This window comes from Mesorhizobium waitakense (genome assembly GCF_056431085.1).
Genome location: NZ_JBWKME010000176.1, coordinates 16,894 through 43,509 on the forward strand (window position 1 = coordinate 16,894; position 26,616 = coordinate 43,509).

Annotated in this window: 16 protein-coding genes and 1 pseudogene; 9 read left to right on the forward strand and 8 right to left on the reverse strand. The window is 58.5% G+C overall.

The window, feature by feature from the left end:
- Nucleotides 1-42: 42 nt before the first annotated feature.
- From AC07FD_RS32385 to AC07FD_RS32400, 4 genes are all read left to right on the forward strand, one after another.
- On the forward strand, nt 43-1,146 hold the full coding sequence (locus AC07FD_RS32385; protein ID WP_478353166.1) for a PD-(D/E)XK nuclease family protein: 1,104 nt from the start codon (nt 43-45) through the stop codon (nt 1,144-1,146).
- Entirely contained in the window at nt 1,147-1,599 is a 453-nt protein-coding gene (locus tag AC07FD_RS32390; protein WP_478353151.1) for a very short patch repair endonuclease, read from the forward strand. It begins immediately after the preceding gene.
- Between the two features lie 249 nt (nt 1,600-1,848).
- Nucleotides 1,849-2,688 carry a hypothetical protein gene (locus tag AC07FD_RS32395; protein WP_478353152.1) on the forward strand — a complete coding sequence of 280 codons (840 nt, stop codon included), beginning with the start codon at nt 1,849-1,851 and terminating at the stop codon, nt 2,686-2,688.
- Nucleotides 2,685-4,943 carry a UvrD-helicase domain-containing protein gene (locus AC07FD_RS32400; RefSeq protein WP_478353153.1) on the forward strand — a complete coding sequence of 753 codons (2,259 nt, stop codon included), beginning with the start codon at nt 2,685-2,687 and terminating at the stop codon, nt 4,941-4,943. The genes AC07FD_RS32395 and AC07FD_RS32400 overlap by 4 nt, the downstream gene beginning before the upstream one ends.
- A 93-nt stretch (nt 4,944-5,036) precedes the next feature.
- On the opposite strand, the gene AC07FD_RS32405 is transcribed toward AC07FD_RS32400, so the two are convergent.
- Nucleotides 5,037-5,243: a hypothetical protein gene (locus AC07FD_RS32405; RefSeq protein ID WP_478353154.1), complete on the reverse strand. Its 207-nt coding sequence runs from the start codon at nt 5,241-5,243 to the stop codon at nt 5,037-5,039.
- Between the two features lie 2,087 nt (nt 5,244-7,330).
- Nucleotides 7,331-7,915: a hypothetical protein gene (locus AC07FD_RS32410; protein WP_478353155.1), complete on the reverse strand. Its 585-nt coding sequence runs from the start codon at nt 7,913-7,915 to the stop codon at nt 7,331-7,333.
- Between the two features lie 587 nt (nt 7,916-8,502).
- On the opposite strand from AC07FD_RS32410, the gene AC07FD_RS32415 reads away from it, so the two are divergent.
- The 3 genes from AC07FD_RS32415 (at nt 8,503) to AC07FD_RS32425 (ending at nt 11,710) form a co-directional block, all read left to right on the forward strand.
- Nucleotides 8,503-8,727 (forward strand): hypothetical protein, encoded by a 225-nt coding sequence (locus AC07FD_RS32415; protein ID WP_478353156.1) that lies wholly within the window; start codon nt 8,503-8,505, stop codon nt 8,725-8,727.
- A gap of 1,019 nt (nt 8,728-9,746) precedes the next feature.
- A complete protein-coding gene (locus AC07FD_RS32420; RefSeq protein ID WP_478353157.1) occupies nt 9,747-10,838 on the forward strand; it encodes an AAA family ATPase in 1,092 nt (363 codons plus the stop codon).
- 167 nt (nt 10,839-11,005) lie between these two features.
- The gene (locus AC07FD_RS32425) at nt 11,006-11,710 is read left to right on the forward strand and encodes a tetratricopeptide repeat protein (RefSeq protein WP_478353158.1); all 705 of its coding nucleotides are present in this window, start codon (nt 11,006-11,008) and stop codon (nt 11,708-11,710) included.
- Here AC07FD_RS32425 and ypfJ read toward each other — a convergent pair.
- Nucleotides 11,707-12,444: pseudogene (gene ypfJ / locus AC07FD_RS32430) on the reverse strand (KPN_02809 family neutral zinc metallopeptidase); the annotation flags it as partial. The gene AC07FD_RS32425 and the pseudogene ypfJ overlap by 4 nt on opposite strands.
- Before the next feature lie 694 nt (nt 12,445-13,138).
- Between ypfJ and AC07FD_RS32435 the strand changes: the two are divergent.
- Nucleotides 13,139-13,450: a hypothetical protein gene (locus AC07FD_RS32435; protein WP_478353159.1), complete on the forward strand. Its 312-nt coding sequence runs from the start codon at nt 13,139-13,141 to the stop codon at nt 13,448-13,450.
- Between the two features lie 990 nt (nt 13,451-14,440).
- Here the strand turns inward: AC07FD_RS32435 and AC07FD_RS32440 are convergent.
- The 5 genes from AC07FD_RS32440 to recQ all read right to left on the reverse strand — a co-directional run bounded on the left by AC07FD_RS32440 (nt 14,441) and on the right by recQ (nt 24,853).
- The gene (locus AC07FD_RS32440; RefSeq protein WP_478353160.1) at nt 14,441-15,742 is read right to left on the reverse strand and encodes an McrC family protein; all 1,302 of its coding nucleotides are present in this window, start codon (nt 15,740-15,742) and stop codon (nt 14,441-14,443) included.
- Nucleotides 15,739-18,486 (reverse strand): McrB family protein, encoded by a 2,748-nt coding sequence (locus AC07FD_RS32445; RefSeq protein WP_478353161.1) that lies wholly within the window; start codon nt 18,484-18,486, stop codon nt 15,739-15,741. The genes AC07FD_RS32440 and AC07FD_RS32445 overlap by 4 nt, the downstream gene beginning before the upstream one ends.
- A gap of 1,226 nt (nt 18,487-19,712) precedes the next feature.
- Complete coding sequence (locus AC07FD_RS32450; protein WP_478353162.1) at nt 19,713-21,458, reverse strand: adenylate/guanylate cyclase domain-containing protein; 1,746 nt, start codon at nt 21,456-21,458, stop codon at nt 19,713-19,715.
- Nucleotides 21,459-21,872: 414 nt separating this feature from the next.
- Nucleotides 21,873-22,796: a DUF535 family protein gene (locus AC07FD_RS32455; RefSeq protein WP_478353163.1), complete on the reverse strand. Its 924-nt coding sequence runs from the start codon at nt 22,794-22,796 to the stop codon at nt 21,873-21,875.
- A gap of 218 nt (nt 22,797-23,014) precedes the next feature.
- Nucleotides 23,015-24,853, reverse strand: coding sequence for a DNA helicase RecQ (recQ, locus tag AC07FD_RS32460; RefSeq protein ID WP_478353164.1), 1,839 nt, complete (start codon nt 24,851-24,853; stop codon nt 23,015-23,017).
- Nucleotides 24,854-25,140: 287 nt separating this feature from the next.
- Between recQ and AC07FD_RS32465 the strand changes: the two genes are divergently transcribed.
- Complete coding sequence (locus AC07FD_RS32465; protein WP_478353165.1) at nt 25,141-26,562, forward strand: coniferyl aldehyde dehydrogenase; 1,422 nt, start codon at nt 25,141-25,143, stop codon at nt 26,560-26,562.
- The last annotated feature ends 54 nt before the right edge of the window (nt 26,563-26,616 follow it).

Consider the following 26,616-nt stretch of genomic DNA (forward strand, 5'->3'; position numbering starts at 1 on the left):
CTGACGCATACTGCCCGGACCAGTCCGACGCTTTGGTCGCACATGCGGCTTTGCAGTTTGAGGGGCGCACTGGCCGCTTCGCGGTCCGTGGACCGATGGGTCCTGCACGATCCGCGCATGTGGCTGGGCACAGCCTTCCACAAGGTCATGGAGGCTGCCCGGTGGCCAATTGAGACACGACCTTCTCCCGAGAATGCTTGGGCGGAGGCGATCCGCATGGCGGCCGCTGCGGCCGCGCTCCATCCGCTGGACGCTCGGTTTGCAGCGCCCGAGCGCTGGCCGGGATACTTTCTAGTCCGCCAAAGAGCACTCTCTTCGGCCCAGGCCGCGATCACCTCAGGCCAAGGAATGCGGCCTGCTTCCCTGCGGCCCGGGGGCGGGTCCCTAACGGAACGCGGGTTGCAGGCGCGAGGAGGACAGCTCTATGGCCGTCCCGACCGGTTCGATGGGCGCGTCCTCACCGAATATAAGTCCTCGATGCCTGACCCGGCCTGGCGGGGGACCGAGGTAGTGCTGGATGGATTTCGGCGCCAGCTGCGGCTCTATGCGGCCATCATTGCCGAAGCGACGGGTAGCTGGCCGACGGAGGGACGCGTCGTCGCCGCTTCCGGCCTGACCTTGAGTGTCCCGCTCATCCCCTCAGCGTGTGATGCGGAGGCTACGGCCGCCCTTGCCGCTCTCGATTATCTGAATCGAAGTATTGCGGCAGGCGCCGCGCCCGAGGCGATCGCTCGGCCAGCGGAAGCATCATGTGGCGGATGCCCGTTTCAGGCGGTGTGTCCGGCCTTCTGGCCGTGGCTGAGGGCGGCAGGCGCAGGCGGGCTTCCCGACATCGCGGCTTCGGGCGTGCTGGACAGGATGGAACTCGGACAGGATGGGGATCTGTATACGGCGTTTGTCACCGTCGATCAGCCGTCTATGGCGACGGGAATACAGTCTATGGTTCTTCGCCGAACCGTCCACGGCGACCTGACAGCTTCGCCGCCCGGCACGCATCTGAGAATCGTGTCGGCTAAAGTGAAGCCCGATGGCCGGCTGCGGGCAGACCTGTCGACCTGCGTCTTTGCGCTAGAAGGTCTTCCGAGCATCATCACCGCGGATGGGTCCACGGACTCCCCTCCTCCGGAGCCGCCGCAGGGAGATTGAATGGCCAAGTCATCTCCAGTCGAGAAAATCCCGCCGCGCTCCAAGCGAGAGCCACTTACGCGCTCGCAGATGATGGCGCGCATCCGCTCGAAGAACACGAAGCCTGAAGTACTGACCCGATCGGCCGTGCACGCGCTGGGCCAGCGTTTCCGCAATCATGTCGACGATCTTCCCGGCAAGCCGGACCTAGCGAATAAGACCCGTAAATGGGCTATCTTCGTGCATGGATGTTTCTGGCACTCTCACGCAGGTTGCCGGCTCGCCTCGTCTCCGAAATCAAACACCGGCTATTGGACCGAAAAACTCACCCGCAACCAGACTCGCGATGCCGACAAGATCGCGGCGCTTAGGGGGAAGGGGTTTTGCGTTCTCGTCATTTGGGAATGCGAGGTCCGCGACCGCATCCGGCTTAACGAAACCCTCAGCACATTCTTCGTTCCTTCAGAACTCTAGTCTGGGTCACGAACGCCTAAATCGTCCGTTCTAGCGGCCGTAACCCGCATGGAGGAACCGCTGATCGCGTGCCTGAAAGGCTACGATTTCCTGTGAGCAGTTAGAAAGCAACCGATGTTGCCTTTGCTGCCCTGTCCGCTAAGGACAATTATATTGGTCAGCTTCGCTGGCGGACTCGACCGCGTTGTGCGACATCAATGGAAGTTAAGCAACGCTGAATACCCAATATCAGCGCGACCTGGGGGGCAAATGGCGGTCGAAAAAGAAACCGCGAGAGTCGCGGCTGACAGCGAGCTGCGTCAGGGCGATATTCTGCGCATCGAGCATCCTGAAGGGGGGCTAGCGGGGCCAGCGCTCGGACTTCTAATAAATGCAGATTGCGATCTCGCCCATGGCAAGACAGATGGCGTCATGGCGTATCTACCCATTTACACTTTTCGCGAGTATCTGGGGAAGTTCTGGGCACCGAACTTTATAGTCGACACCCAGCAAGCGGCGACAAAACGGATTCTTGAGTTGGCTCAGATCGCCTCTGCGCACGCGGGGGACCTCCTCACCTGGATGATTTCTGCCAAAACAGCGGAAATTGTGGCGAAACTGAGCAACTTGCCCAGCATCAACAAATCAAGTCGCTTCCAATTGGAAGAACAAATAGCTCGCCTCGGTATCTGCCTCAACGAGTGTACTCTGCCGTTGGAGCGTTTCCACCAACTCTGCCACCTCGAAAAGGATCCGCGCACGTATGCCAGGAAGCAGGTAGTTGCAGCAAAAAGGGCGATGGGCGACGGACATTTCTTCATCAGCGATCTGGTCGATCATGATGACGTTGGATTTATAATCCGAATGCGACGCATCTATACGATCGATGCTGATTGCTGCTTTACGTCAATCCCCGCTCAAAGGACATCAAGCGACGGTACGCGACCGACCGCCGTTCGGTTTGCTAGCCTCACGCCTCTGTACCAGTTTAAGGTCGCGCAATTGTTCGCATACCAATTCTCCCGCATCGGTTTGCCCGATGAGGTGACGGCTCTGGACGAATTGGCGATTGACGACCTGGTTTCCCAATTTTCACAGGCAGTGACATGAAAGCTCTCGTTTTTTCGCCAACGTCTCTTTTCCGGCTAACGCAATTCGCCATATCGGCAGAATGGTTCAAGAACTTTGGATTGCCTGAGCATGCCGCGGGTCTGAAAAGGGTAGAGATCGACGATGTTCTTTACATCTTGGACACGGACTTAGACGACGACGATGGCGTCGCCATCATAATCATCAATCTTGCAGGCGATGACGCAGTCTTCACTGGTGACACTAAGTCCAATACGCTGGAGCGTATCATTACGGTGGCGAGGTCGGTTTACACCTTCAACGTTACTATTCCCACCGGTTGGCGCCAACATCACGAGGGGAGCCTCTTCTCTATACAAGCGCCATCGCGCGACAAAAATTGGCGCGCTCGCCTTCACTTTGATCGCCCGAATGAAACGAGAGATCTCTTTGCGTTTGCACGGACAGAAGTGATTCTCGACTTCGAGAAACTTGATCGACATTCGAAGATTTATGAGTTGGCCCGGAAAGGACTGCCAGACGCAATCCTTACCCCGCCTGAACAGTATCAAAAGGATTCGCTTGCTGGAATTACTCTAAGCCAGCGTTTGCCGCAGGGTTTCGTCCAAGGTGCTAGCCTCGAGCAGTGGTATGATTCCAAACTTACAAAGGAGCAACGGACCTTTGTTGACAAGCCCCACGATGGACCGGTTCGCCTTCGCGGGTCTGCGGGAACAGGAAAGACCCTATCTCTCGTCATCAAGTTCCTTCGTGATGCCGCCAAAGCAGAGGTCGGTACGGAACCTATCAAATTTGGTTTCCTCACTCATAGCTCCGCTTCGGTGGATTTGGTGAATGCGATTGGTGAGAGTCTTGACACCCGAGGCCTCTTTCATGGCCGAGGCAAGCATTGTCGGCTTGAGATTCGGACACTCTACGATCTCGCACATGAAAATCTTCGTTTCGGCTTTGACAATCTCGTACCCTTGTCGCTCGACGGGCGCGAGGGGCGGCGTCTCCAATTTGAATTAATTGAGGCGGTTCTGCAGGAAATCGCCCGATCGCCTATTCTCAACCTGCAATTCGGAGATCTGACTTCGCCGCTCAAACAGCGCTGGCAAGATGCGGTTGGGGGGGGGAACAAGAGCCTAGTTGCCGATATTATGAACGAGTTTGCAAGCGTTCTGGATGCCGAGGCCATTCGAGCAGGCGAAGAACGGGGCGAGCGATACGCTAAGGGTACAAATCCGCGCCCCGCGTGGCTAATGGCGCTACCAGCCGAAGTCGATCGGCGCTTTATTCTTGAGGTTCATCGTCGCTACCGCCAGCATCTGACCGATATGAACACAATCAGCGTCGATCAAATGGTAAGTGACTTCAATTCGTTCCTTGATTCAAACCGCTGGGATCGGGTGCGTAGTAGAACAGGTTATGACGCGTTGTTTGTTGATGAGCTACATCTTTTCACCTCAATCGAGCGCCAGGCGCTCCATAAACTAATACGGCGTAATATCGAAGATGATGGCCGACCCAAGCGCCCTCCCATCTTTATGGCTTACGATCTCAAGCAGAGTCCCCGAGACACCTTCGCGCAGTATGGAGAGGCAGATCAGAACCTATTTGGCGCTTCGACGGGCCTACAGAATTCTGAACTTGTGAAGCTTGATCGCGTATTCCGCTACACGCCACAGATCGCCGAGTTCCTGACAGATCTAGACGCTACATTTCCTGCGGTCGACATTCCAAATGAATGGGATGCGTATGCCGGTAAGGCAGAACTGTCTGACGGCCTGGTGCCTGAGCTTACGGTATTCAAGGACGACCGTTCACTCTTCAAAGCAGTTTTCAGTGAGGCGGACAAATTAGCTCGTTCGATAGAAGGCGGAGGCCGACGCGTCGCAATTCTATGTGCTGGCGAAGAGCAATTTGACACCTATTTGACTGCCGCGGGGGGGCAATACTTTGGTCGTCACATCCCTATCACTAGCCGCGAGCCATCCTCTGAACTTCGGCACGCTGGCAAGCGGTTCATATTCAGCATGCCCGAATATGTTGCCGGCCTTCAGTTTCACACCGTATTTCTCATCCATGTAGATGCCGCCGAAGCACCGACCGACGCTGGCGATGGCATACGTCGAAGGTTCATTTCGAACATATATCTTGGTTCGAGCCGTGCTGAGCAGACGTTGAAGCTCAGTGCTTGTCTCACGCGGGGTGGGATGTCGGACATCCTCAAGATGGCGCTCGATCGTAATAGTCTTAAGCAGGTAGCTCCGCCGGGTTCGCATAAAAAGTGAATACTTGTCTTAGGCCTTGAATTCATAAACGAAACTGGGCTGCATTGGCAGGCCGATGTCTGATTCCGAATCGAAAGCCGCCCCCGTTCACGTCTACAATACCCCGCCGGAATCCCGGTCGCATTTGCCGACAAGAGCTGTGGCGGCTGGTTGAAAGGCAAGGACCCGTCGGTTCCACTTGAGGCGCTTAGCGCTAACTGGGTTGACGATGCCGAAGTCATCTACATCGGCAAAGCCGATGACCTTCGCCAACGGCTGAGACAATTCGTAGGCTTCGGTGCCGGGAAGGCTGTCGGTCATTGGGGTGGCCGGTTGGTTTGGCAGCTCGCAAATGTCGTTCGCCTTCACATCGCATAGAAAGAAACACCCGGCGAAGTTCCACGTGTTGTCGAAGCCGAACTTATCCAGCACTACCGATTAGTTTACGGCAAGCCGCCATTCGCCAACGATCCTCACCGGCTCGGTCGATGAAAATGGCTGCCTTCGTTGCATTCCACCCCTCGCCAAAGGCGGGCAAAGGCACGCCAGTCGCCAATCTTGACCAGCATCCAATCCATCAGCCCACCTTGAGCAAGGCCGCCCAGAGCGAAATCACCTCGGTGTAGTCGATTTTTGGGCTCATTGCGTTCGTTGGGGTAGTGGAATACCGACGCGCCGAGGTTTCTACCGGCTCTTGCCAACTGGGACTAGTGACGGCGAGCAGATCAGGGTATTTGGCCCGGATGCCCGGCATCGTTCACAGGTCTTGGAAGCCGGAGCGTCGATCTCGCGATCGTCGGGCGTCTGTGCTTTGAAGAGATCCCAGAGGTTGAGCGTGATCAACCAGTTACTCGTCGGGAAAGGTATGCCCGACTTAGATGCGTCCCCCGGCTTCAGATCGTTTCAGAATTTCGGGCCGACTTCGCAACCGGCGGCGAGCCAAGCAGTCCTATCGGCTGAAAAATGGTGGGAAAAATTTACGGCGATTTTGTCCCCGCCCAGTTACGATGGGCATTCTCAGCGTGTTATCGAGGGTCGTGAATTGGCAAAATCTCAACCAATTTCGAAACGTCGTGAGGTCCAGTCATTCCAATGGCAGTGGCAAGAGGACATGGAGGTTCGTTCGGATCGCGCTTTGCTCCTGATCGGTTTTGCAGGTAGCTTCCGGCGGTCCGAAATGGTCGGCCTCGATCTGGAGGATGTCGAGCATGTCCGACAGGGGATTACCATCCAGTTGCGGCGTTCAAAGACGGACCAGGAGGGGGTCGGTCGAAAAGATCCATCCCGCTTGGGCCCAAGCGGTGGGTGTCCCGGTCGCCGGATTGCAACACCTTGGCCTGCATCGCTGAGGGGCCGGCCAGACCCGTCATGGCCGCGTTAGCAACGAGCGGCTGTCTGGCGAGGCTGTGGCTCTGATTTTGAGGGAGCGGCATCGACCCGGCCGGCTTTTCGGCTCACTCGTTACGGGCGGGGCTGGTTACGTCGGCGAGCATCGATATGGAAAGTCCGGGCGCAGACCGGACACGCGAGCGATGCCATCCTTGCCCGCTACATTCGAGAGGCCGGGCTTTTCGAGAGCAACGCGGCAGGGCTATTGTTGTAGTGCCCCCCGGCTGCTCACGCAGCGCTGTTCTATCGACCGCATGCCAGGGGGAGCATCATGGAAAAAAAATTGCCCGTCACGAAGGCTACTTGGAGGAAGCTAACTGAATGCAATCGTACGGCAGTCAAAGAGGGCTGGGCATCGCCTGGCGTTTTTGCGACCGGCGTCGGGCCCGAATACGATCCCTCAAGCAATTTCTCTTTGCTCTATGTGGGGAAAAGCGCGGGGCCGCTAGGGGCCCTAGTCGGCTCGAACACTGACCAGGCCGCGAGTGGGGCAGCATCGACCAAATGGATGATTGAGAGAAGGAATAAGTCAGCGTTCTGGCAAATGCTCGATCTCATCGATTCGTCCCGTCGTCGGATCGCGTGGACAAATATCTGCAAAATGGACGAGGTCGGAGGCTCGAGACCGCCGCCTCCACACAGATGGCCTGCCATTTCCGAACCGCATATCCGCGCCTTAAAAGAGGAGATTGAATTTCTGGCGCCTCGCGTCCTCCTGTTCGCGACCTCTGGCTATTGCGGGGAAGCCTTGGGTGGCCTGCTCGATGACTTGGGTTACACCAGCCGAGCGGTGGGCTTTTTTGACGGTTACACAAAAGTCTCGGCTACCCCTGACAGAGCCTTCGCGGTTGAGACCCGTCATCCACAGGGATGGCCCAGCTCCGAGCGAAACCGAGTAGTCGGCCTTGTGAGGAAATTCCTTCGTGGCTAAGTGAGTTCAATGCCATTAAAGACCTCCTGAGCGGTGACTTCGTTCCCGCGGCATGAGTATGTCGGATAGGGAACCTGGAATTGGACAGTTAATTTTCGTCACCTTGAGGCCGTGTTTCCCTGATTGGGAAGGGAATTATGTTGCTACCTTGATCCAGAATGCTGCTGACTTCCCTCTGCAGCTCTTGATAACCCTCAAATCTCTGAGGAGTGCACTCTACTGCTGCGTCCCCTAGCCTCGAACGCAGCTGCAATGCTTCTTCATGCAGTGCATCCAGCGTGCCGTACGGGAGAAGAGTGTCACCATCACCATCCTGGTTTCCAGGCAGCGATTTCAACTTCCCCGTCCCAGGGTGAGAGTAAATGAAATCAATACCGCCAGCCAACGTCTCACCGTTGAAAACGCAATGTGCAATTACGTTGCGCAGCTTCTGATGATGGCGCAACGAATTGAAGATTTCTTTGTAGTCTATCTTCTGGTGCCGCACCGTAGTTTCAATTAGTTCGATCTTCTTACCAATACTTAGAGAGCTCTGAAGCAGCAAGGCACCCCAATCATTGAGAGCAAAGACAGCTTTAAAAAGCTCATCTACTTGAACTTCGATTCTGGCGAAATCCTGGAGAAATCTGCCAACATACCTCCAAGCCTGTTCATCGTTATCGTCCTTGTCCATGGCATAACCCTGTTGCTACGAATGAGGTTACAAGAAGCGGAGCGTTCAATGAATGCCGAGCATCACACAGTTCGGACTCATTTTCAAAAAAGCTACAATCTTCCGAGACCCATTCCTTCCCGCCTTTTGCATCGGGTACCTAGCGTCAGATTTTCACCTCTAGGACCTTTTTTCATCGGCGCTGCGCTTCGAACAGTCTGTTTTCCTACCAATGCAACTCACGCCAAAGGCCGGCAAGGGACCGCCAGTCGCAGCTTTTGAACAGCACCCATTCCATCCTACCTTGACCAAGGCCGCCCAGAACGAAATCACCTAGGTGTAGGCGCTGTTTTGGGACGTTGGCTATATTGGTCGGGCACATTCCCGGGCGCGCCGCAGTGCATTGGTCTGCAAAATGGTTTGCTCTCGACAACTTGATGCTTCTTTTGACAGCGCGCAGCGGCCTTCACTGATCTTGCGATCCCGCACAGTGCGGATCCACGTCCAATATTCAGGGGGGCCGGCATGCGTCAGGACTTCATGCTAAAAACGGTTCTAGCTAGTGCCATGTCGCAAGACGGGGTATACTTTACCCTTAAGGAGTCACCATGAAAGTCTCAGATTTGCCACGTCTTGAGAATCTCGACGAAACCGAAGAGGCAATTGCTCAAAGAGGGCGATTGGCACGCGTTAAGAACTTCCTAGTGCTGAAAGGCGCAGAAGAAGAACTAATCAGTGCAGTCGAGCAAGCTATTGATGAAAATGAGCAGTGGATTGACGCAGAGCTTGATGAGCTAATTCAACGTGGAGGGGGACGGTCGGGAACGGGCTAGACCCCGTTATCGGGCTAGGCCCCGTGATGCAGCGTGTGTCGTTACCGAGGCCCTCAGCCTGACATGATTTCTAAATTTCGGATCAACCTCGGAAACGTCGGCGAACCAAGCCGTCCTATCGGCTGAAATTGGTGGTATTTGTCGATCTTGGATGATTACGAATTGGCCGAAGACGGTAAGACCTATCGGGAATGGAGCGTTCCGGCAGCCCTTTTTCGGGAGTTCGTGAAAATACGGATTGTAATGAGGAAACTTGACCCCCGGCCACCGCAGAAATCTGACCCGCTCCGGAACGCTCCTCCTCTCAGGAAGGAACTCGATACGGATTGTCGTGCCCAGAACAAGCCAGTTTGAGTGCCATACTTGGCTTTTTGCACCACAAACACTATTGTGGTCGAGGGGATAGGCGCGATGGGGGAAAAAGGGGCAAACTCAGCACACTTAGCGGCAAGCACTCCGCGACAGCAATCAGTTCGATCTGAGCGTCGCACGGGATCAAAGCTGCAGCTCAGCCCCGTGATCGTAAGTTGCGTTGGCGGGCTTCTCACTGCTTTGTCTCTAGTCAGCGTGGGAGTTCTAAGCCCGCCAGTGTTTCTAAATCGAAAAGCTGATAGGGTGCTATCTGTCTTAACGCTGAGAGAAATCGAAGCCTCGGATCGCGCAGCGGCGGTCAACACTTTTAACCCATCTTTTCGATCGCTGCTCGGCGATGCGACCGACAAATGTCCGGCTCCGCTGGCCGAAGTGACGATTCTCGCGCCGGCCGGCGCTTCGCCCGGAATAATCCAAATTCGATCCGGATCGTACATATCCCCCCCATTCCAGCTAACTCGCTCGCCTCAGCGAATCGCGATACCATTTCCGGTCGAGTACAGTATTGGACGAGGAGCGATATCAGTGCTCGGGACGGTTGACATCGTCTCGGTCGCTCTCGATCCCGTCTGGCATATAAGTCCTCTGGTCGGCACTGCAGAGAGGCAAGTCGTCTGGACTCCCCATAAGGCTTGTTGAAGGTGGATATGAGTAAGTCGGTTTCATTTGGATCAATGATCGCTTTCTTGATCGTCCTCGTGGCTGCCACAGTCATTAGTTCCTGGATCCTCAATCCGGATAGCGGCCCGATTAACTGGGTTAAACAGCTTTCTAGTTCGGAACTGGTCTGGAGGACTTTGTGCGCCCTTGCAGTAGTCGTGGCTGGCTGTTCAATCACCTATATCGCTGCCCGACTTGCAACCAATCAAGCCAGTTCTGGAAACAGTCAGTCGGCAACTGCGCGAATGCCGTTTCTGAAGGTCGACCGGCGGCCGGCTTCGAAAGGAACTACAGCGGTTGAGCAGTTGGACGATATGGTCGGGCTTTCGGCGGTGAAGGATGAGGTGAACAAGTTGATAGCCCGCCTGAAAGTTGAAGGGATGCGAAAAGAGGCAGGGCTGCCGGTCCCGACAGTAAGTTTGCACATGGTTTTCACAGGGCCTCCTGGTGTCGGCAAGACCCAGATTGCCAGGGCCTTGGGCGAAATATTGAAATCGCTGAAAATGCTTCGAAAGGGGCACCTGGTAGAGGTTGACCGAGCGGAACTAGTCGCCGGATATGTGGGCCAAACAGCATTGAAGACACTCGAAAAATGCAGGTCTGCCCTCGATGGCGTCCTGTTCGTCGACGAGGCATACTCACTTACGGGCAGCGGTGGCACGGATTTCGGGCGGGAAGCTGTTGAGACGATATTGAAATTCATGGAGGACAATCGCGACCGCGTCGTGGTGATCGTCGCGGGATATCCTAACGAGATGCGTCGATTTTTGTCATCGAACCCTGGCTTGGCGAGTCGATTTAGTAAGACAATTGAGTTCCCTTCTTATTCGGCTGAAGAACTTTTACATATCTTCGAGCGGATGGCCCAACAGCAGCATTTTGATTTGCCATCCAGCTTTGAGAGAGCCTTCCTTTCCTGGATACGGACCGCATTGGGCCGAGAGGATTGGGGAAACGCGCGTGAGATGCGATCTTTGCTCGAACGCATGCGAGAAGCGCAATCCGTTAGGATCGCCACAAATCCTGCTAGTAGCCTTACCAGGTTTGAGATTTCCGATTTTGAACAAGCGATTGCCTGACGCGGATGCAGATTCTTTTTCGCCACTCAGCCCTTTGGTCCGATGACAAGTGGTATCGTCTGGCCTGGGTTGGAGGACCGCAAGGCATAACGGTGTTGCTGGCATCATGGCTGCTTGCGGGTCCCGCTCAGCATTCGGAAATGCCACGACCGGTATGGGGTTTACCCATGGCGTATGAGCAATTCGACGCTGAGATGGGCGCGCTTAGGGATAAGGCAATTGCGGACCCTACCTCACTGGAAAAGCTGAACCAACTAGCCAAGGACGGAGCACCGCTCGCGGAGTTTTATCTTGGTAACCTTTACGATCCCTACACCCCGCAGGTCGCCTTTACCAAAGATGTTGCAAGGGCAAAGGGGTACTATGAACGAGCTGCCGAGAAGGCGCTTCCCGCTGCCGAATTCAATCTGGCCTTCATGTTGATGGCCGGCACTTGGAACCCCGTCGATTTGACAAAAGGTTGCGAGTGGGCAAAGCGCTCTGCGGAACATGGTTACGCGGGGGGGCAGCTCCTGCTTGGGTTCTGCTATCGTGATGGCTCCGTCGGCTCCGTCGACAAGGCTCGTGCTTTTGAGTGGTTTATGAGGGCCGCGCAGCAAGGCAATGCAGGCGCCCAAGCTGAGATTATGTCTGCCTACGCTCGTGGGGATGGCATACCCAAAGACCAGGCACTCGCCATTCAGTGGGGCCTCAAGGCCGCTGACGCCGGAAATGTGTTTGCCCAAGAGTATTTGGGCGAAGCGTACCTTTCCGGAAAGGGAACCACAAAAGACGAGCAACTCTCCAAGATTTATCTAAAGCAGGCCGCTAGCAAGGGGAATGCGCGGGCGCAAGCACTATTGGCTTCTATGCCGAAGGACGCGGCGGACTAGTTTTTAGGCAGATCCGGTTCGTTGAAAGTGTCGCATGCACTCAGCTTGCCGGTGTCGAACCCTCGCTTAAACCAGATCCGGCGCTGCTTGGAAGTCCCATGTGTGAAAGAGTGGGGCTGGGCGGTCCCAAGCGTCTTAAGCTGCATCGTGTCGTCGCCAAGCTCATGAAATGCATAAAGCGCCTCCTCGAGGTCGCCGGGTTCTAGGATTCCTTTCTGTTGGATGTAATGTCCCCAGATGCCGGCGAAGCAGTCTGCCTGCAACTCCACGCGTACCGACAGCCGGTTCGCGTCGGCCTCGTTCATCTGCCGCCGCATTTGGTTGAACTTGGACAATATGCCGGTAAGGTTCTGCACATGGTGGCCAACTTCCCGTGCAAGCAGGAAAGCATATCCGATCTCGCTTTTGATACCCATTTGGCCGACCATTTGAAAGCGAACGACGTCTAGATAAATTTTGTGGTCTTCTGGGCAATAGAAAATGCCGGTAGGTGCCGATACGTCCTCACAGGCCGCGGTAATGCTGCCGCTGAATAGTACCAGCTTCGGATCCTCGTATGTCAGGCCTTGGGCCTTGAAGATGCCCGCCCAGATATCCTCGGTTTCGGCCAGCACTGTCGCGAGGAACTGCTTCATCGCATCGTCGACAGGACCCGAATTAGCTCTGATCAAGGGCAGCGCAGTTGGCAAGCCTCCTTTCGAGCGATCGGTCGCCACCCTTGACACGTCAAGGCCCAACAGGTGGCGGTCTACGTTTGGTGACTTCTCCCTGAATCCAAGTGGCCATGCGTCAGTTGCAAGACTCATAATGCAAAGGAGACCAGCGAGCCAACAGGTAACCCTTCGCATGCGGACGCACCTCCAGACAAACTCCCAAGGTAACGTTGGGGGAGCGCTCTTCGCAAGTGGTGATCCGCGCGCATCTCCGATGCCCGGACTTTGCTCACCTAGCTGTAGCTCTAGCTGTCTGCTTTGACTGGGTTGGACGGTCTGGATTGCAAGCGGGAAATCACCTTCGCCTCCGAGATGCGCCGCCCGTCTGGCTCAGTAGAATTGCGGCATCACGCGGCCTCGGCTTCTATCTGGACCGGAGTTTCGGGAGGGATCGATTAGTCTTCCCCACTACCTAGTGAGCCGCAGCCTTCCGAAATAAAGGGGCGCCCAGGGCTTCCGGCTCCATCTACCCCCAATCCCTCCGGGAAAGTGGGATGCGGCCGTGTGGTCGCCAAAAATCCGACAAAGGCCTGGACTGAATTTCGGGTCCAGTTCGAAATTGGCGAAGGACTAAGCCGCTCGATCGCCGCAAAAATGGGGGAAAATTTTGCGTTGGACCCTTGGACCAAACGTGCAACCATTGGCGAGCGATTGACAAAGGAGCGCCTTCTACGCTGAAAGCCATGGGTAACGGGTGCCATGGGGCGTACACAGAATGAAAATGATCATCATCGCCGCTCTCGCCGCCGCGTCTTTGTGGGCGCCGGCGATGGCCGATAGCAAACACGGTATTCGCGATGATTTCTGGAATGCTGCTCAACGTGATGGCGACGAATGCCTACTGACCGCCGGCGAGATCGTGGGGCGCGATCTGCGGAAGATCAAAGCGATCCAAAAAGCAGCGATCCTTTGCCTTTTGGCTCGTCAATACGACCCAGTCGCGGCAGCGTGCATCACACAAAGCTCACGAGACCGCAAGCGTTATGCAGAATGCCTCCAACGCGCTGTGGACCTGGGCTATATGTGAAGAACCTGGGTTCCGGGGGCAACAGAGCGCTAGGTTGCCTCATATCGTCCTGCTGATGATGCCCTGACACCATCCCGCATTTCACAGAGCCCAGTACCAGCTACCCCCGAGCTTGGAAATAAATGATGTCGTCGGGCTCACGTTGACAACTCGATACCAACGATCCTCACCGGCTCGGTCTACAGAACGAGGGCTGTCTTCGTCGCATTCAACCCCACGCCAAAGGCCGGCAAAGGCACGCCACTCGCCGATCTTGACCAGTATCCAATCCATCAGGCCACCTTGACCAAGGCCGCCCAGGACGAAATCCCCTCGGTGTATTCGCCATTTGGGACCTTGGCTCGGTTAATCCGGAGCAAATCCCGGCGCGCCGCAGCCTTATGCAATCATCTTGCTGTCAGACTACGGGTCGGTTGCGCAAACTCCTCCCGCATGCGGTCATAGAAATCGAGTTGATCTTCGCGTGCGCGATGGTGCTGTACGCGCGCGTACCAAGTCGAAAGGCGCAGCGCGCCGATCGGATTCCAGAAGATAGCTCTCCGTATTCTCTGGATCGACAATTGGAAGATACAGGGCCAGCAGCGTAACGGGCATGATGTTCGGAACAGCGTCGTATACAAGCCGTCCTGCTTGCTTGCATCTGCCAACGCGCTTTCGTCGGAGGTTCGCGCAAGTTCAGCCAAGGCCCGCTCGATTTTCGCCTGGTCAAGTCCGCTGCCTTCGACAGCTCTCGCCCAATACTCACGCCAGAAGGCTAGGGCCTCAGGTGCGAGTTCGCGGTGTCTCGTCAGCTGCTCGTGGCCGTCTTCTCCGGCCCGTCTCGCGGGTTGATCAGATCATCCGAGTAGGTGTCGATGAATTCGCTGACTTTCATTCCAAAACCTTTCGTACCGCTCTCGCTGCGGAGCCGGGACAGAGCATATCGCCGACGCCAATAGGTCCTTCATAGCCGCGAGGCTAGGCGCGAGTGCGGGCCAGAGAGAGGAGTCATCACTCCTCAAAGATCGGCTCTGATTTGTGGACAAGTCGCTTCAGTCGCGGGCCAATTTCGTTGGCACGGCCAATATCGATGGTAGCTGTTTCGAGGCGATGATCACTCCGGGTGATCACATTGGTGGCCAGAACCCCGTCGTCTGGAGGTAAGTCGAGATGATGCGGATAGAGCAACGTTAGGTGGGCACATTGATATAGTCGCCCGTACGCCATCATCTGATAGACGTCGGCCTGCGAGACGCCCTGCTTGGGGTCGTCGATTCGGGCGGCTATTCGCTTCCACTTGGTGTCGATTACCTGAACGACAGTATCGCCGCGTTTCAACAGGATATCTGGGCGCGTCTGGAAGAGACGGCGGCGATCCTCGGATTCGAGGCAGTGGAGCCCCCCTCCCTGACTCACGACACGAAGATCATCGTAGGCCAGAGTGCGCTTCAGCATCCGCGCGATATACTCCTCGAACAGTGTGTTCATCTCGAACAGCAGCGAGAAGCCATCCTGTCCACCGGCTGAAGTGGTCTGGAAGCGCTCACCCAGCAACAGGCGTGCGAGGTTCAGGAGTTCGCGCCAGCGCGCATTGGTCCGGTCGAGTTGGACCTGGTCCCATCGTAGTTCCGCAACAGGCACTTCGGCAATATCCGCATAGGCGAGGTTCAGTTCGCGCAGTCGACGCTGGTTGTCGCCGGTTTGTGCGACCCGCGCTAACCGACCAATGGCAGCTTTCATAATGCGATTGAGTGCGATGTCCGGCGTCAACGCATCGTAGCGGCACGCCAGCCGTGATGGCTCGGCTGCCAGCGTTGTAAACTGCCGCATCACATCGAGACGACCGCGTAGGACAAACAGATCGTTCGCTTGTTCGACGTAAAGCCGAGGCATTCCCTGGCGGACTGCGTCCACCAACTTTTCGGAGAACAGGCGGATCAGGATTTCGAGTAGGGTCTCGCGCTGCCAGCCGAGCGCGGTGACCTGGCCTGCGTCGATCTTTATATCGAGCGCGACGGCCAGCATGTGAACGAGGCGGCGGCGGATACTACCCTTCGCTTGATCTCCCTGTTGGCCAGCGAAATCAATCTTTGGCAGGATTTCGAGCGCGCAGCCGTTAGCTGCTATTACGCCGACAACGCCCCGTGCACGCAGGGCGTTGCGCCCATGCTCGATGACACCCCCGCCGCCGCGTCCAGCGAGCGGAGACACGGCAGCTATTGCGGCGATCCGGTCGGCAGCACTGACCGGGATGGCGCCTGGCCCGTCGCCATAAGGCAGCCTCTCCCACTCGAGGATTGTGCGCCGGATCATCCCCCCACGAGCCGATCATACTTGAAGCTGTCGCGAACCCTCCAACGGTAGCGAGGAGCTGTGTCGTCCTCGCCGCCCATGCCTGCTGGTCGCTTGAGCTGCCGGCGGTCCACGAAGCCTCCTTCTCTATCGCCTTCGCTGTCATCCCCGTCCCCGAGTACCGCGGCAATCTTCCCCCAGTCATCGTAGAAATATTCCCCAAGCAGCGGGATCACCTTGTGGCGCATGACATTGTCGATGTCAGCGCGGCTTCGGCAGCGAATGAAGTATGCATGGCCGATCTGATGCTCGCGGTCGAAGAGGTATTCGATCCGCTCGTTGATTTGCGACAGCAACGAGAAGAGGTCTATCCCATCGACCATGCCGAGCAAGGAAGCGTCCGGCATCAACTCGCGGAATTCGAACCGGCGACGGAGCGCGGTATCGAGCAGCGCAATCGATCGATCGGCCGTATTCATGGTTCCAACGATGTGAAGGTTGGCGGGAATGCCAAAGCGGGCGCCGCTATAGGGAAGCGTTAGCCGCAACCCCTCCTCCATGCCGAGTCGCTTGTCCGGCTCAATCAAAGTGATGAGCTCGCCGAAGACTCTAGAAATATTGGCTCGATTGATCTCGTCAATGACCAGCACATGTTCCTCCGCGCTAGCCTCGGCAGCTTCCGCAATGCGACGCAGGATCCCGGGTTCGGCCACTAGTGTGAAGCCAATACCATCGGCTAGCGGCTTGGGGCGTAGCCCTTCAACGAAGTCCTCATACGCGTAGTTCTGGTGAAAGGTAACGAAGCCGATCTGCCCTTGCCCTCGCAGTTCGTCATAGGCTTGCCGCAGTTCCTGCCGCCGCTCCGTAGCGGTGAGCAGCGGATCGTTGTCGGCTAGCCCACGACATAAACGCACAGCGTCAGCCATCGTACGATAGGTTTTGCCAGTGCCTGGTGGGCCGTAAAGGATCAGGTTAATCGGAGATCGTTTGACCGGATCCGGTGCCGGTGCCGCCTCTTCAGAGGAACCGCCCCACCTCGAGAGATTTTGGTGGAACCATTCGTGATCTTGGGGCTCATCTTCGAAGGTAAAACGGATCAGGCGTCTTGCCATCTCCTTATTCGAATAGACCTCCCAAATCGTGGGCTGGTAAGTGTAGTGGTACCATTCCCGTGGAGTGTAATCGGGCTCCCAAGCCACCTTCACCCGCTCTCCATCGCCCGGGTTGGCTGTAATTGTACCGATGGCCTTGATCTGCATGACAGAAACTGGTCGGCCACGGCTATCGAAAGGTAGTTCATGCTTTCGGACATAGGTCGCCTTGATCGCGATCCTCTCACCGGGCTGCATCCGACCCACCTGCTCGCGTTGACGATCGCTAGGGTTTCTGATGTCCCAGATACCATCGGCGAGAAAACGTCCCACCTGATCTTCAACACCACCGTAGGCCGCGCCGACAAACCAGAAGGGTCCAGTTGAGACGAGGGGGGCATTGTCAATGGTAACAACCGTTTCTGTGCTCTGCTCTTTTTCCTTGCCCGGTTTTTCTTCGAGGGAGACCCAGACGAAACCTTGTACGTCGAACAAGTCGGCAGGATTCCATTCTATTTCTATGGCGAACAGCGCAAATAGCTCTCGCATGAGTTGAAGAAATTCATCGAGATCAGTCGGGTCGAACAGCGAATGCGCGAAAAGCTTGCGGCCGAACAAGCGCATGCCCATAGCTTCAATGCGGCTGACCTTAAGCCAGCTAGCGGCTTCTGGCCGGACCGTGCCGACTACGCTGATCGCGATTGCCAGAACCTCTCCCCGACGCAGGACGCCAATACCCTCAGCCTTCAACTGCTCCAGCGCTCTTGCACCGCTTGCGATCGCCGTAAGCGGATCGTCGTTGCTACGCGCAAGCATGGCAACCACCTTGTAGAACCTCTCGCCCAAGCTAGGGTCTGCTCTCTGCACTTCTGCCAGCGTGCGCCAGCTCAGCGGCAACCCCTCATTGGTTTCAACACTAAGAGCCCTATAGATTTGCTCACCGGCTGTGGGATCGTCGGCTGAAGATTCCGCGATCCTTCGTACCTTTTCGATCGCCTGGTTTTTGTAGCCGCGCTCTAGCCTCCAGTAGTCACCATCCTGTCGTCGGAAGTCTTCGAAGTCGACCATCCGGGTTAGAAAGGTATGTTGCAGGGACTGGAACTCCGGCCAATCGATAACGACGAATCCCAACGCATCGAGCGCCGCCTTGCACTCGCCACCGCCGGGCTTCGCGTCACTCTTGTTGTAGCTCAAGGCGTCGCGGACGATCGCTTTGCTCGGAAAGCGCTTTCCGCGATGCAGTAGCCAGTATTTAGATGGAAGTCCTAGTCCCTCGTGTCTGGCGATAAACGCCTCCACGGAGCCTGCGGAGTCGCAGCGACCGATGGCATCAAGAATATCCTGCTGAGTGAGGCCAAATATGGGCCCGGCGAGCAGCGTCGATTGGGCATTCAGAAACCGCTGGTAGAAGTTCAGAGCAGCACGATAGTGCGCAAGATTGGCGTACAAATTGCCATCGATTTCAAACTTGCAAGGATTGGGCTTTCCGGCGCGCTCGTCGGCCTTTGAATAGGCAAGGGATTCGCGAACGCTCGTAAGCGTCTGACCATCGGGGAGATCATCTAGATTGCCATATGCCTGATCAAGGCGGCGCACGTCGGTCATTTGTGTGGTGACAGTGGCTTTCGAATAGCCTTCAGCCTCCATCCAAGCCTTGAATTCAGGTTCTCTCAAAACACCCCCCGATCAACAATTGTGCACGACTCTGACGCCCTAACGCTACCGCAAGTTGATCGCACTTTGTAGGGTCAGCCGGCAATCGTTCGGGGGTAGTGAAAACGACGCGCTGTTCGCCGCACACTGTGCGATCCCACCCCTTGCTGGGCCGGTTTTTACAGACGTGCCACCGTCTAGGGGCGTAGGTCTGGGCTAGAGAGGGTTATCCGGCGACCGCCCGGCCTGGCGTGGTGCGAGCAGAATTTCGGGCCGAATTGCTATTACCCTCTTGCGTTCGCCGGGTTTAACATTGCTCTTTGTCGAACGACATGAGTGCCGCGCCACGGGTCAATGTTAATGAAGGAAACTCGAACCCTTTTTCACGTGACTGCCTATGAACGCGCCGTGTTGATTCTGCGCGATGGGTTCCGAGATGGCGATGGCCACTACATGACCGAGATCAGATTGCGCGGGGTCTGGCTTTCAGATTGCCCCTTGGACGCCAACGAGGGGGTCGCCCCTACCAGAAGGACTACGATCGCCGTTGAATTTGGCGTTCCCTTGTCAGTCTTGGATGACTTCGAATTGGTCGAAGAGGGTAAGGGCTATCGGGAATGGTGCGTGCCGTCAGACTTTATTCGACAGTTCGCGAAAATACGGATTGCGCGAGAGGAAACTTGATGCGCGGCTGTAGAACTCGGATTCACTTACCGTTTTTCCAAGTCAGATGGATCGGGCAATTCTCAGTCCGTCAAAGCCTGCCGCGCCGCTCGGAGCGTCGCCAGCCTGAAACAACCGAACCTGCCCCCACCTTGGCGAGAATGGCCGCTCCAGTTCGCTCGCCCTCTGAGTGGTTTTCAGAATCTCGAGCCAGTATCGCAACCGGCGGCGGATTAGGCCGTCCTATCGGCTGAAAATTGGTGGAAATTTCGATGGGAAATCAAATTGCGAGCAACGCACATTCTACTGGCTCTGGTACAGACTTCTGGTACATTTTCATTAGCTTCCAGGTTGGCGAAATGGCCTAAGTCTTTGAAAGCGTTACGGGGCGGATTTTCGGGTTCTTCTCCCTCCCTCTCCGCCAGTCTCGCAATAGGTCCTCTAACCATCTGAAAAGCCTTCACTTCCCAGGCTCCTTCCAAATGGCGGTGCCGCACGGAAGTTCGACGCGAACCCAACAGAGAGCTCGCCGGCTCTTCAGGGCTGCTCTACGCGCTCATCCCTCGGACAAGCGGGCGCGACGATCACTCCGGCACGCCGGAGATGCCCAGCGCCTCGACGTAACGCTCGGCGAACACCTTGTCCAGCCACGGGTTGATCTGTCTCTGCAGGGTGAGCGTGAAGGTCGGAAACGCCTCCATCAGCCGCCGCGCCGCTGCCTGCGCCTCGTCCAGCCGGTTGAGTTTGACCAGCGCCATGATCACCACCCGGTGCGAGGAGCCGTAGTTCGGCATCTCGTGCAGCGCGCGTTCTCCCCATGCCAGCGCTTCCTCGTAGCGCTCGAGCATCAGGTAGCTCATTCCGATGCCGGAGAGCGCGATGCCCTTCTCGGGATCGACCGGGCTCAGCCGCATTGCCCTGTGAAAGTGCTCGATCGCGACGAGCGGGCGGCTGGCATGTGCGTTTACCCAGCCGCTGCCGGTATGGCCCTGGGCCGAATTGGGGTTGAGCAGCAGGGATCGTTCGATCGCGCCCAGCGCCATCTCGTAGTCCTTCGCGCTGTAGGCGATCACCTGCGCGGCGAAGCGCAGGCTCGTGGGGTCGTCGCGCGCTTCCGCCAGGACCTCGCGCGCCATGCGCACGGCGACTCGGACATCGTCGGGCTCGTGCCAGCACTGGCTCACGGACAGGCTGCGGATATAGGCGCCGAGTCCCTTTGCCAAGTTGAAGCCAGGGTCGATGCTGAGCGCCTCGTTGATGAGCCGGCGCACGTCGGCAAAGCCTTCGCGCGTCATGCTGTAGAAGCGCGGCAGCGCGCGTAGGTAGAGGTCGTAGGCGCTGATGTAGTCGGTCGGCTTCATGCGCGCCTGCTTGATCTCCTGCAGCCGGATGCTCGGCTCGACAGCGCCAACGACGCTCTCGGTCACCTTGTCCTGCAGGTCGAAGATGTCGCTCAAGTCGCCCTCGAAGCGGTCGGCCCAGACATGGTGTCCGCTGATAGCGTCCACTAACTGCCCACTGATGCGTACCCGCGATCCTGCTCTGCGGATGCTGCCTTCGAGCACGTAGCGGACGCCCAGTTCGCGCCCGACCTGGCGCAGGTCCACCGCCCGGCCCTTGTAGGTGAAGGACGAGTTGCGGGCGATCACGAAGAAGGAGTTCACCCGGCTCAATCCCGTGATGATGTCCTCCACCAGCCCGTCGGCGAAGTACTCCTGGTCGGGGTCGCCGCTCATGTTGGTGAAAGGCAGAACCGCGATCGAGGGTTTCTCGGGCAGGGCAGGCGGTGCAGCCACCGAGGCGCTGGCGTCTGTCTCGACGCGGTAGGCGCGCACAGGCCGCTCGATGTTCTTGAGGCGCAGCTCGCCGAGCGGCGTGAAGCCGCAGTCGAGCTTGCCCTCAAGGTGGTCGTAAGCGGTGCCCGAGACGACCACGGTGCCGGGATCGGCGACGCTTTCGAGGCGGGCGGCGATGTTGACACCGTCCCCGTAGAGGTCGCCGTCCTCCTCGCAGACCACGTCGCCGAGATTGATGCCGATGCGCAAGCGTATCCGCTCTTCCTCGGGCGTCTCCGCCTCGTGTTCTGCCAGGGCCTGCTGGATCGCCATCGCCGAGGTCACCGCGTTAACGACGCTCGCGAACTCGCACAGCATGCCGTCGCCGGTGAGCTTGACGATCCGACCCTGGTGCTCGGAGACCAGCGGTTCGAGGAGGTCCTTACGGTAGATCTTCAGCCGCTCGAGCGTGCCGCGCTCGTCGCGCTCCGTCAGCCGCGAATAGCCGACCACGTCGCAAGCCAGGATCGCCGCGAGGTGGCGCTGCGTGGTCATTTCACTGCTCAGCCAGGCGCCTGCACGCGGGCCGCCCCGCATCCATGCCCTGCCAACTTCCAGACGCCTCCCGTGCATGGTATCCATCTCTCCCAGTCTCCGCCCGTCGCCGATACAGAACGGAGAACGCAGCTTGACCTTGCCTTCACAAGATTTCGCTATTCCGCTTGCGAGGCGTGGAGCGTTCCAGTCGCCGCGCTACAGCCAACCGACGACACGCCCACGCAGCCTCTGGGGACGCTGAAACGCCACTCCTCCCAGAAGGTCGGAGATAATTCCTGCCCTGTGTAACCGGTTGACGCCACCGTGGCGGTGCTTTTGTATCGGGCATAACGTGAATGGGCCTGATGGCCAGGGCCGCAGGCTACCGACAGGTTGCCGGCGGCGTACGATTTCGCAAGGTCCGCAAGGTTGTCAGATTCGGCGCAATGGCTTGATCGCCTCGCCCACTCGGCGGGCGATCTCCAGCTCGAGATGCTGACGCCTGCGTAGCTGCGCCCGCTTGTTCGGTTTGTATTCGGCCGGATCACGCTGCGTTTTCGTAAGGGGCAGATCGAACATCGTCATGTGGACCCGGCTGCCCCCGGATTCGGCCCAGAAGCTGTCGTAGTCTGCGGAAATGCGGTGGCGCAGGGCAAAGTCGTTTGCAAAGACATGGCCCGCGTTCGACGCGGCAACAAGACCGGAAATGTTCAGGGAGCGTGCGAGCGCCTGGGCCACCAGCAGCAACAATGTTTTGGGTCGCAGTCCTTCCATGGCCTTCGTCAGCGTGCGCGCATCATCAAGACCTTGCACTCCAACTGATGCGGACTTGAGCGCACCGATCCAAAGCACGTGTCCCTGCCCGCTGAGCCGCAGGAGCGGTCTATCCACAATCGCAAGGCCCATCTCGGTGATTGGCCGCCCGGCCATGCGCAGGAGCAGGCGACACTCAGCCTCCCGGTACAACTTGTCCTGGCCGGTCAGTTCAACCGTGACGTTGCCCGCCGGGGTCGAGAGATCCAGCAACTGTTGGCCGCCTGTGTGGCTGCTGATCAGGGCCGCGTCGGTGAAAAGTTGCGCCGCCGCGACATAGTGACCGACGACGGCGACCCGACGATGCCCGCGCCTCAGCCCAGTCGTCAGGTAGGATCGGACGGGCTTCAGGGGAATGTCTGGATACTTCTGAAGGATTGCAGCGAAGGGTTCGGCACCGAGTTTGGACTGGATGGCGGCGATGTCGCGGCGGAATATCCAACGAAGCGCCGCCCACTTGATCGTATGGACGCATCGGTTTAGTCCGCGTCGAAAGCCGGAGGTCTGCCGTTTGCGATGAACCCGCGGCGGCGATGGCGACATTGCCCCATTCAAATGCTCACCCTTCGCATTCTCCGTGCCTCATTGTTGGATTGTTAGCTTATCGGCGCTTCGCTGCGACATTACGGATCCGTAAGGTGGCCACGAAAATGGCTGGCTTGCGGATCGGTTTCGCCGCCGGAAAATGGCAGTGCGCTTGTTCCCGTCGGATGCACGAAGAGTGCGACAATGAGATGCGCTGCTGCCGACGCGTGTCGCCCTCAGCCCAAGCCACCCGACTGGTGGCCCGCGATTGCGGCAAGAAAAACCTGGCCGAACTCCTTGAGCTTCGCCGCCCCCACGCCATTCACTTCGGCGAAGGCGTCGAGATGGGCCGGGCGGCGCTCGGCCATGTCGATCAGCGTGCGATCGGAAAACACCACATAGGCCGGCACCTGACGCTCCTTGGCGAGGCGCAGCCGCAGCGTCTTCAGCGCGGCCAGCAGCGAAGCATCCACGCCTTCCATGTCCGCGGCCTGGGCGGACCGCATCTTGCCCCGCAAGGCGGGGCTGCGCACTTCGACGCGGTAGTGGAACGGCATTTCGCCACGGCCAAGCGCATGGCCTTTTTCGACGATGGCGAGGCCGCCATGGCCGCCCGGATCCGGTATCAGGAAACCACCCGCGACGAGTTGCCGGATCAGCGACAGCCAGAAATCCTTCTTGTGCGCCAGTCCGCTGCCGAAGCTTGAGAGCCTCTGGTGGTTCCTAGCCAGCACCTTCTCGGTTTCATGGCCGAGCAGGATATCGATGACATGGCCGGCACCGAAGCGTTCTCCGCTCTGCGCGACAGCCGCCAGGATGATCCGCGCCTCCGCTCCGCCATCGGCGCGCGGCGCCTGGTCGAGGCAGGTGTCGCAATTGCCGCAAGGCGGCGCTTCCTCGCCAAAATAGCCGAGCAGCACCTGGCGGCGGCAGTGCGCCGTTTCGCAATAGCCGATCAGCGTGTCGAGCCGGCCATGCGAGCGCCTCTTGTGCTCGGGCGGCGCATCCTCGTCGTCGATGAACATCCGCCGCATGCGGATATCGCCAAGGCCAAACAGCATATGCGCCTCGGCTGGTCGCCCGTCGCGGCCTGCGCGGCCGATTTCCTGATAATAGGCCTCCAGGCTGCCCGGCAGATCGGTGTGGAAGACATAGGCGACATCAGGCTTGTCGATGCCCATGCCGAAGGCGATGGTTGCCACCATGACGACGCCGGACAGGGTCATGAAGCTGTTCTGGTTGGCATCACGCGCGTCCTTGCCCATGCCGGCATGGTAGGCGAGCGCGGTGACGCCGTTCTTCTCGAGGAAGGCCGCCATTTCCTCCGTCTTCTTGCGCGACAGGCAATAGACGATGCCGCTGCGGCCGGGGTGGCGCTCGACGAAGCTCAGCAACTGGCGCTTGCTGTCCTGCTTGGCGGCGATGCCAAGCTTGATGTTCGGCCGGTCGAAGCCCAGCACCAGGGTTTCGACACGCTCGGCGAACAGCCGCGCCTCGATGTCGGTGCGCGTGCCCTCGTCCGCCGTCGCCGTCAGAGCGATGATCGGCACGTTGGGAAAGATGCCGCGCAGCCGCGACAGATCTTCATATTCGCGCCGGAACGCCGGCCCCCATTGCGAGATGCAATGCGCCTCGTCGACGGCGATCAAGCTGACGTCGAGCCTGGCGAGCGCATCGAGCATCCGCTCGGTCATCAGCCGCTCCGGCGCGAGATAGAGCAGCCGCGTCTGGCCCGCCGCGACGCGACGCCAGGCGGCGACATTGGCTTCTCGGTCGATCGAGGAATTGATCGTATCGGCGGCAACGCCGGCAAGGCGCAAGGCGGCGACCTGATCCTGCATCAACGCCACCAGCGGCGAAACGACGATGGTGAGCCCGCCCAGAACCAGCGCCGGCACCTGGTAGCAAAGCGACTTGCCCGCACCCGTCGGCATGACGGCCAGAACATGACGCCCGGCCAGTAGCGCATCCATGACATCGGCCTGGCCGGGGCGAAAATCATCGAAGCCGAACACATCCTTCAGGACGCGCCGCTTGGGGTCCTCGGCCCGAACGCTCGCTGCCTGTGCCTGCATCAGCCGGACACCGGGCCGGAAACGATTTTTGGTGGATTGGAGAGGATGTGGAAACCGATCAAAACGACTCTCCGCGTGACGCTTTGGAGTAGCGCAGCCGTCATCCAACCACAACGGCCCTTTGCGGGAACCTCGGTTCGTTGACATCGTCGGACTGCATCATGGCGGCGATGGACCCCATGTTGGAGACAGAGGCTGTCCCTTCCCCTGCGACACCTGCACCCCGCTGGATTCCCCCACCCGCTGCGATGTAAACTTGTCCCGACCAAGGCCAGGGAGGGCGCTCTATGCTGCAGACCAGACAAGATGCTCTCGGCGAACGGTTTCAGCTGCAGCGTACCGCCTTCGAGGCGCAGCCTTTCCCGGACATTGGCGTCCGCAAGGACCGCCTGAAACGCCTGTTGGCGCTGACCGAGCGGCATGAGGCCGACATCTGCGCCGCGATCGACGCCGACTTTGGAGGCCGCTCCGCGCACGAGACGCGCCTTGCGGAACTGTTTGTCGTGCGCGCCGGCATCCGCCATACGCTGTCTCATCTGAAGAGCTGGATGCGCGAAAGTCGCGTTGCCACCACCATGCCGTTCCTGCCGGGCAGAAACCGCCTCGTCGCGCAGCCGCTCGGTGTCGTCGGCATCGTCTCGCCCTGGAACTACCCCTTCCAGCTTGCTGTCGCGCCGGTGACCGCGGCACTTGCCGCCGGCAATCGCGTGCTCGTCAAGCCGTCCGAACTGACTCCGGCTTTTTCGGCGTTGCTGGCGCAACTGGCCGGCGAGCATTTCGCGCCCGACGAACTCAGCGTCATCACCGGGGATGCGGAGATGGGAAAGGCCTTCGTGTCGATGCCTTTCGATCATCTGCTGTTCACCGGTTCGACCGCGGTCGGCCGCCAGGTTGCGATCGCCGCCGCCGCCAACCTGACCCCGGTTACGCTCGAACTCGGCGGCAAGTCGCCGGCGATCTTCGATCCGTCCTGCGACCTCGATGCGGCGGCAGCCAGCGTCGCCTATGGCAAGCTGTTGAATGCCGGGCAGACCTGTATCGCGCCGGACTATCTGCTGGTGCCGCAAGGGCAGGCAGGCACCATCGCCGCGAAGCTCGCGACGGCAATAGCGCGGCTCTACCCGACCTTGCGCGACAATCCCGACTATACCGCCATCATCAGTGACCGGCACCACCAGCGCCTGCGCGAGATGATTGCCGAAGCCCGTGATACCGGCGCCGATGTCGTCGAAATCAACCCGGCCGGCGAGGAACTCGGCACCGCCAGCCGGAAGTTGCTGCCGACCCTGGTCCGCAATGCCGGCCCGAGCCTGCGGCTGATGCGCGAGGAGATTTTCGGGCCGGTGCTACCGATCGTCGAATACGCCACCGTCGACGATGCGATCGACCATGTGAACCGCGCGGACCGGCCGCTGGCGCTCTACTGGTTCGGGCGCGACAGCGGCAACCGTCAACGCATCCTGCACGAGACGGTCGCCGGCGGCGTCACCATCAACGACTGCATGCTGCATCTGGTGCAGGAGAACCAGCCCTTCGGCGGCGTCGGCGCCAGCGGCATGGGCGCCTATCACGGCGAATGGGGTTTCCGCGCCTTCAGCAAGCAGAAACCGGTTTTCCTGCAGTCGCGGCTGAGTGCGGGAGGCTTGCTGCGTCCGCCCTATGGCAAGACGTTCGAGCGGATTTTCAGCCTGCTCCGGCACATCACCTGACCTAGAGTATCCGTGTTGGTCAAGGAAGGGATTGGGTCCAAATTCGACCGTCCC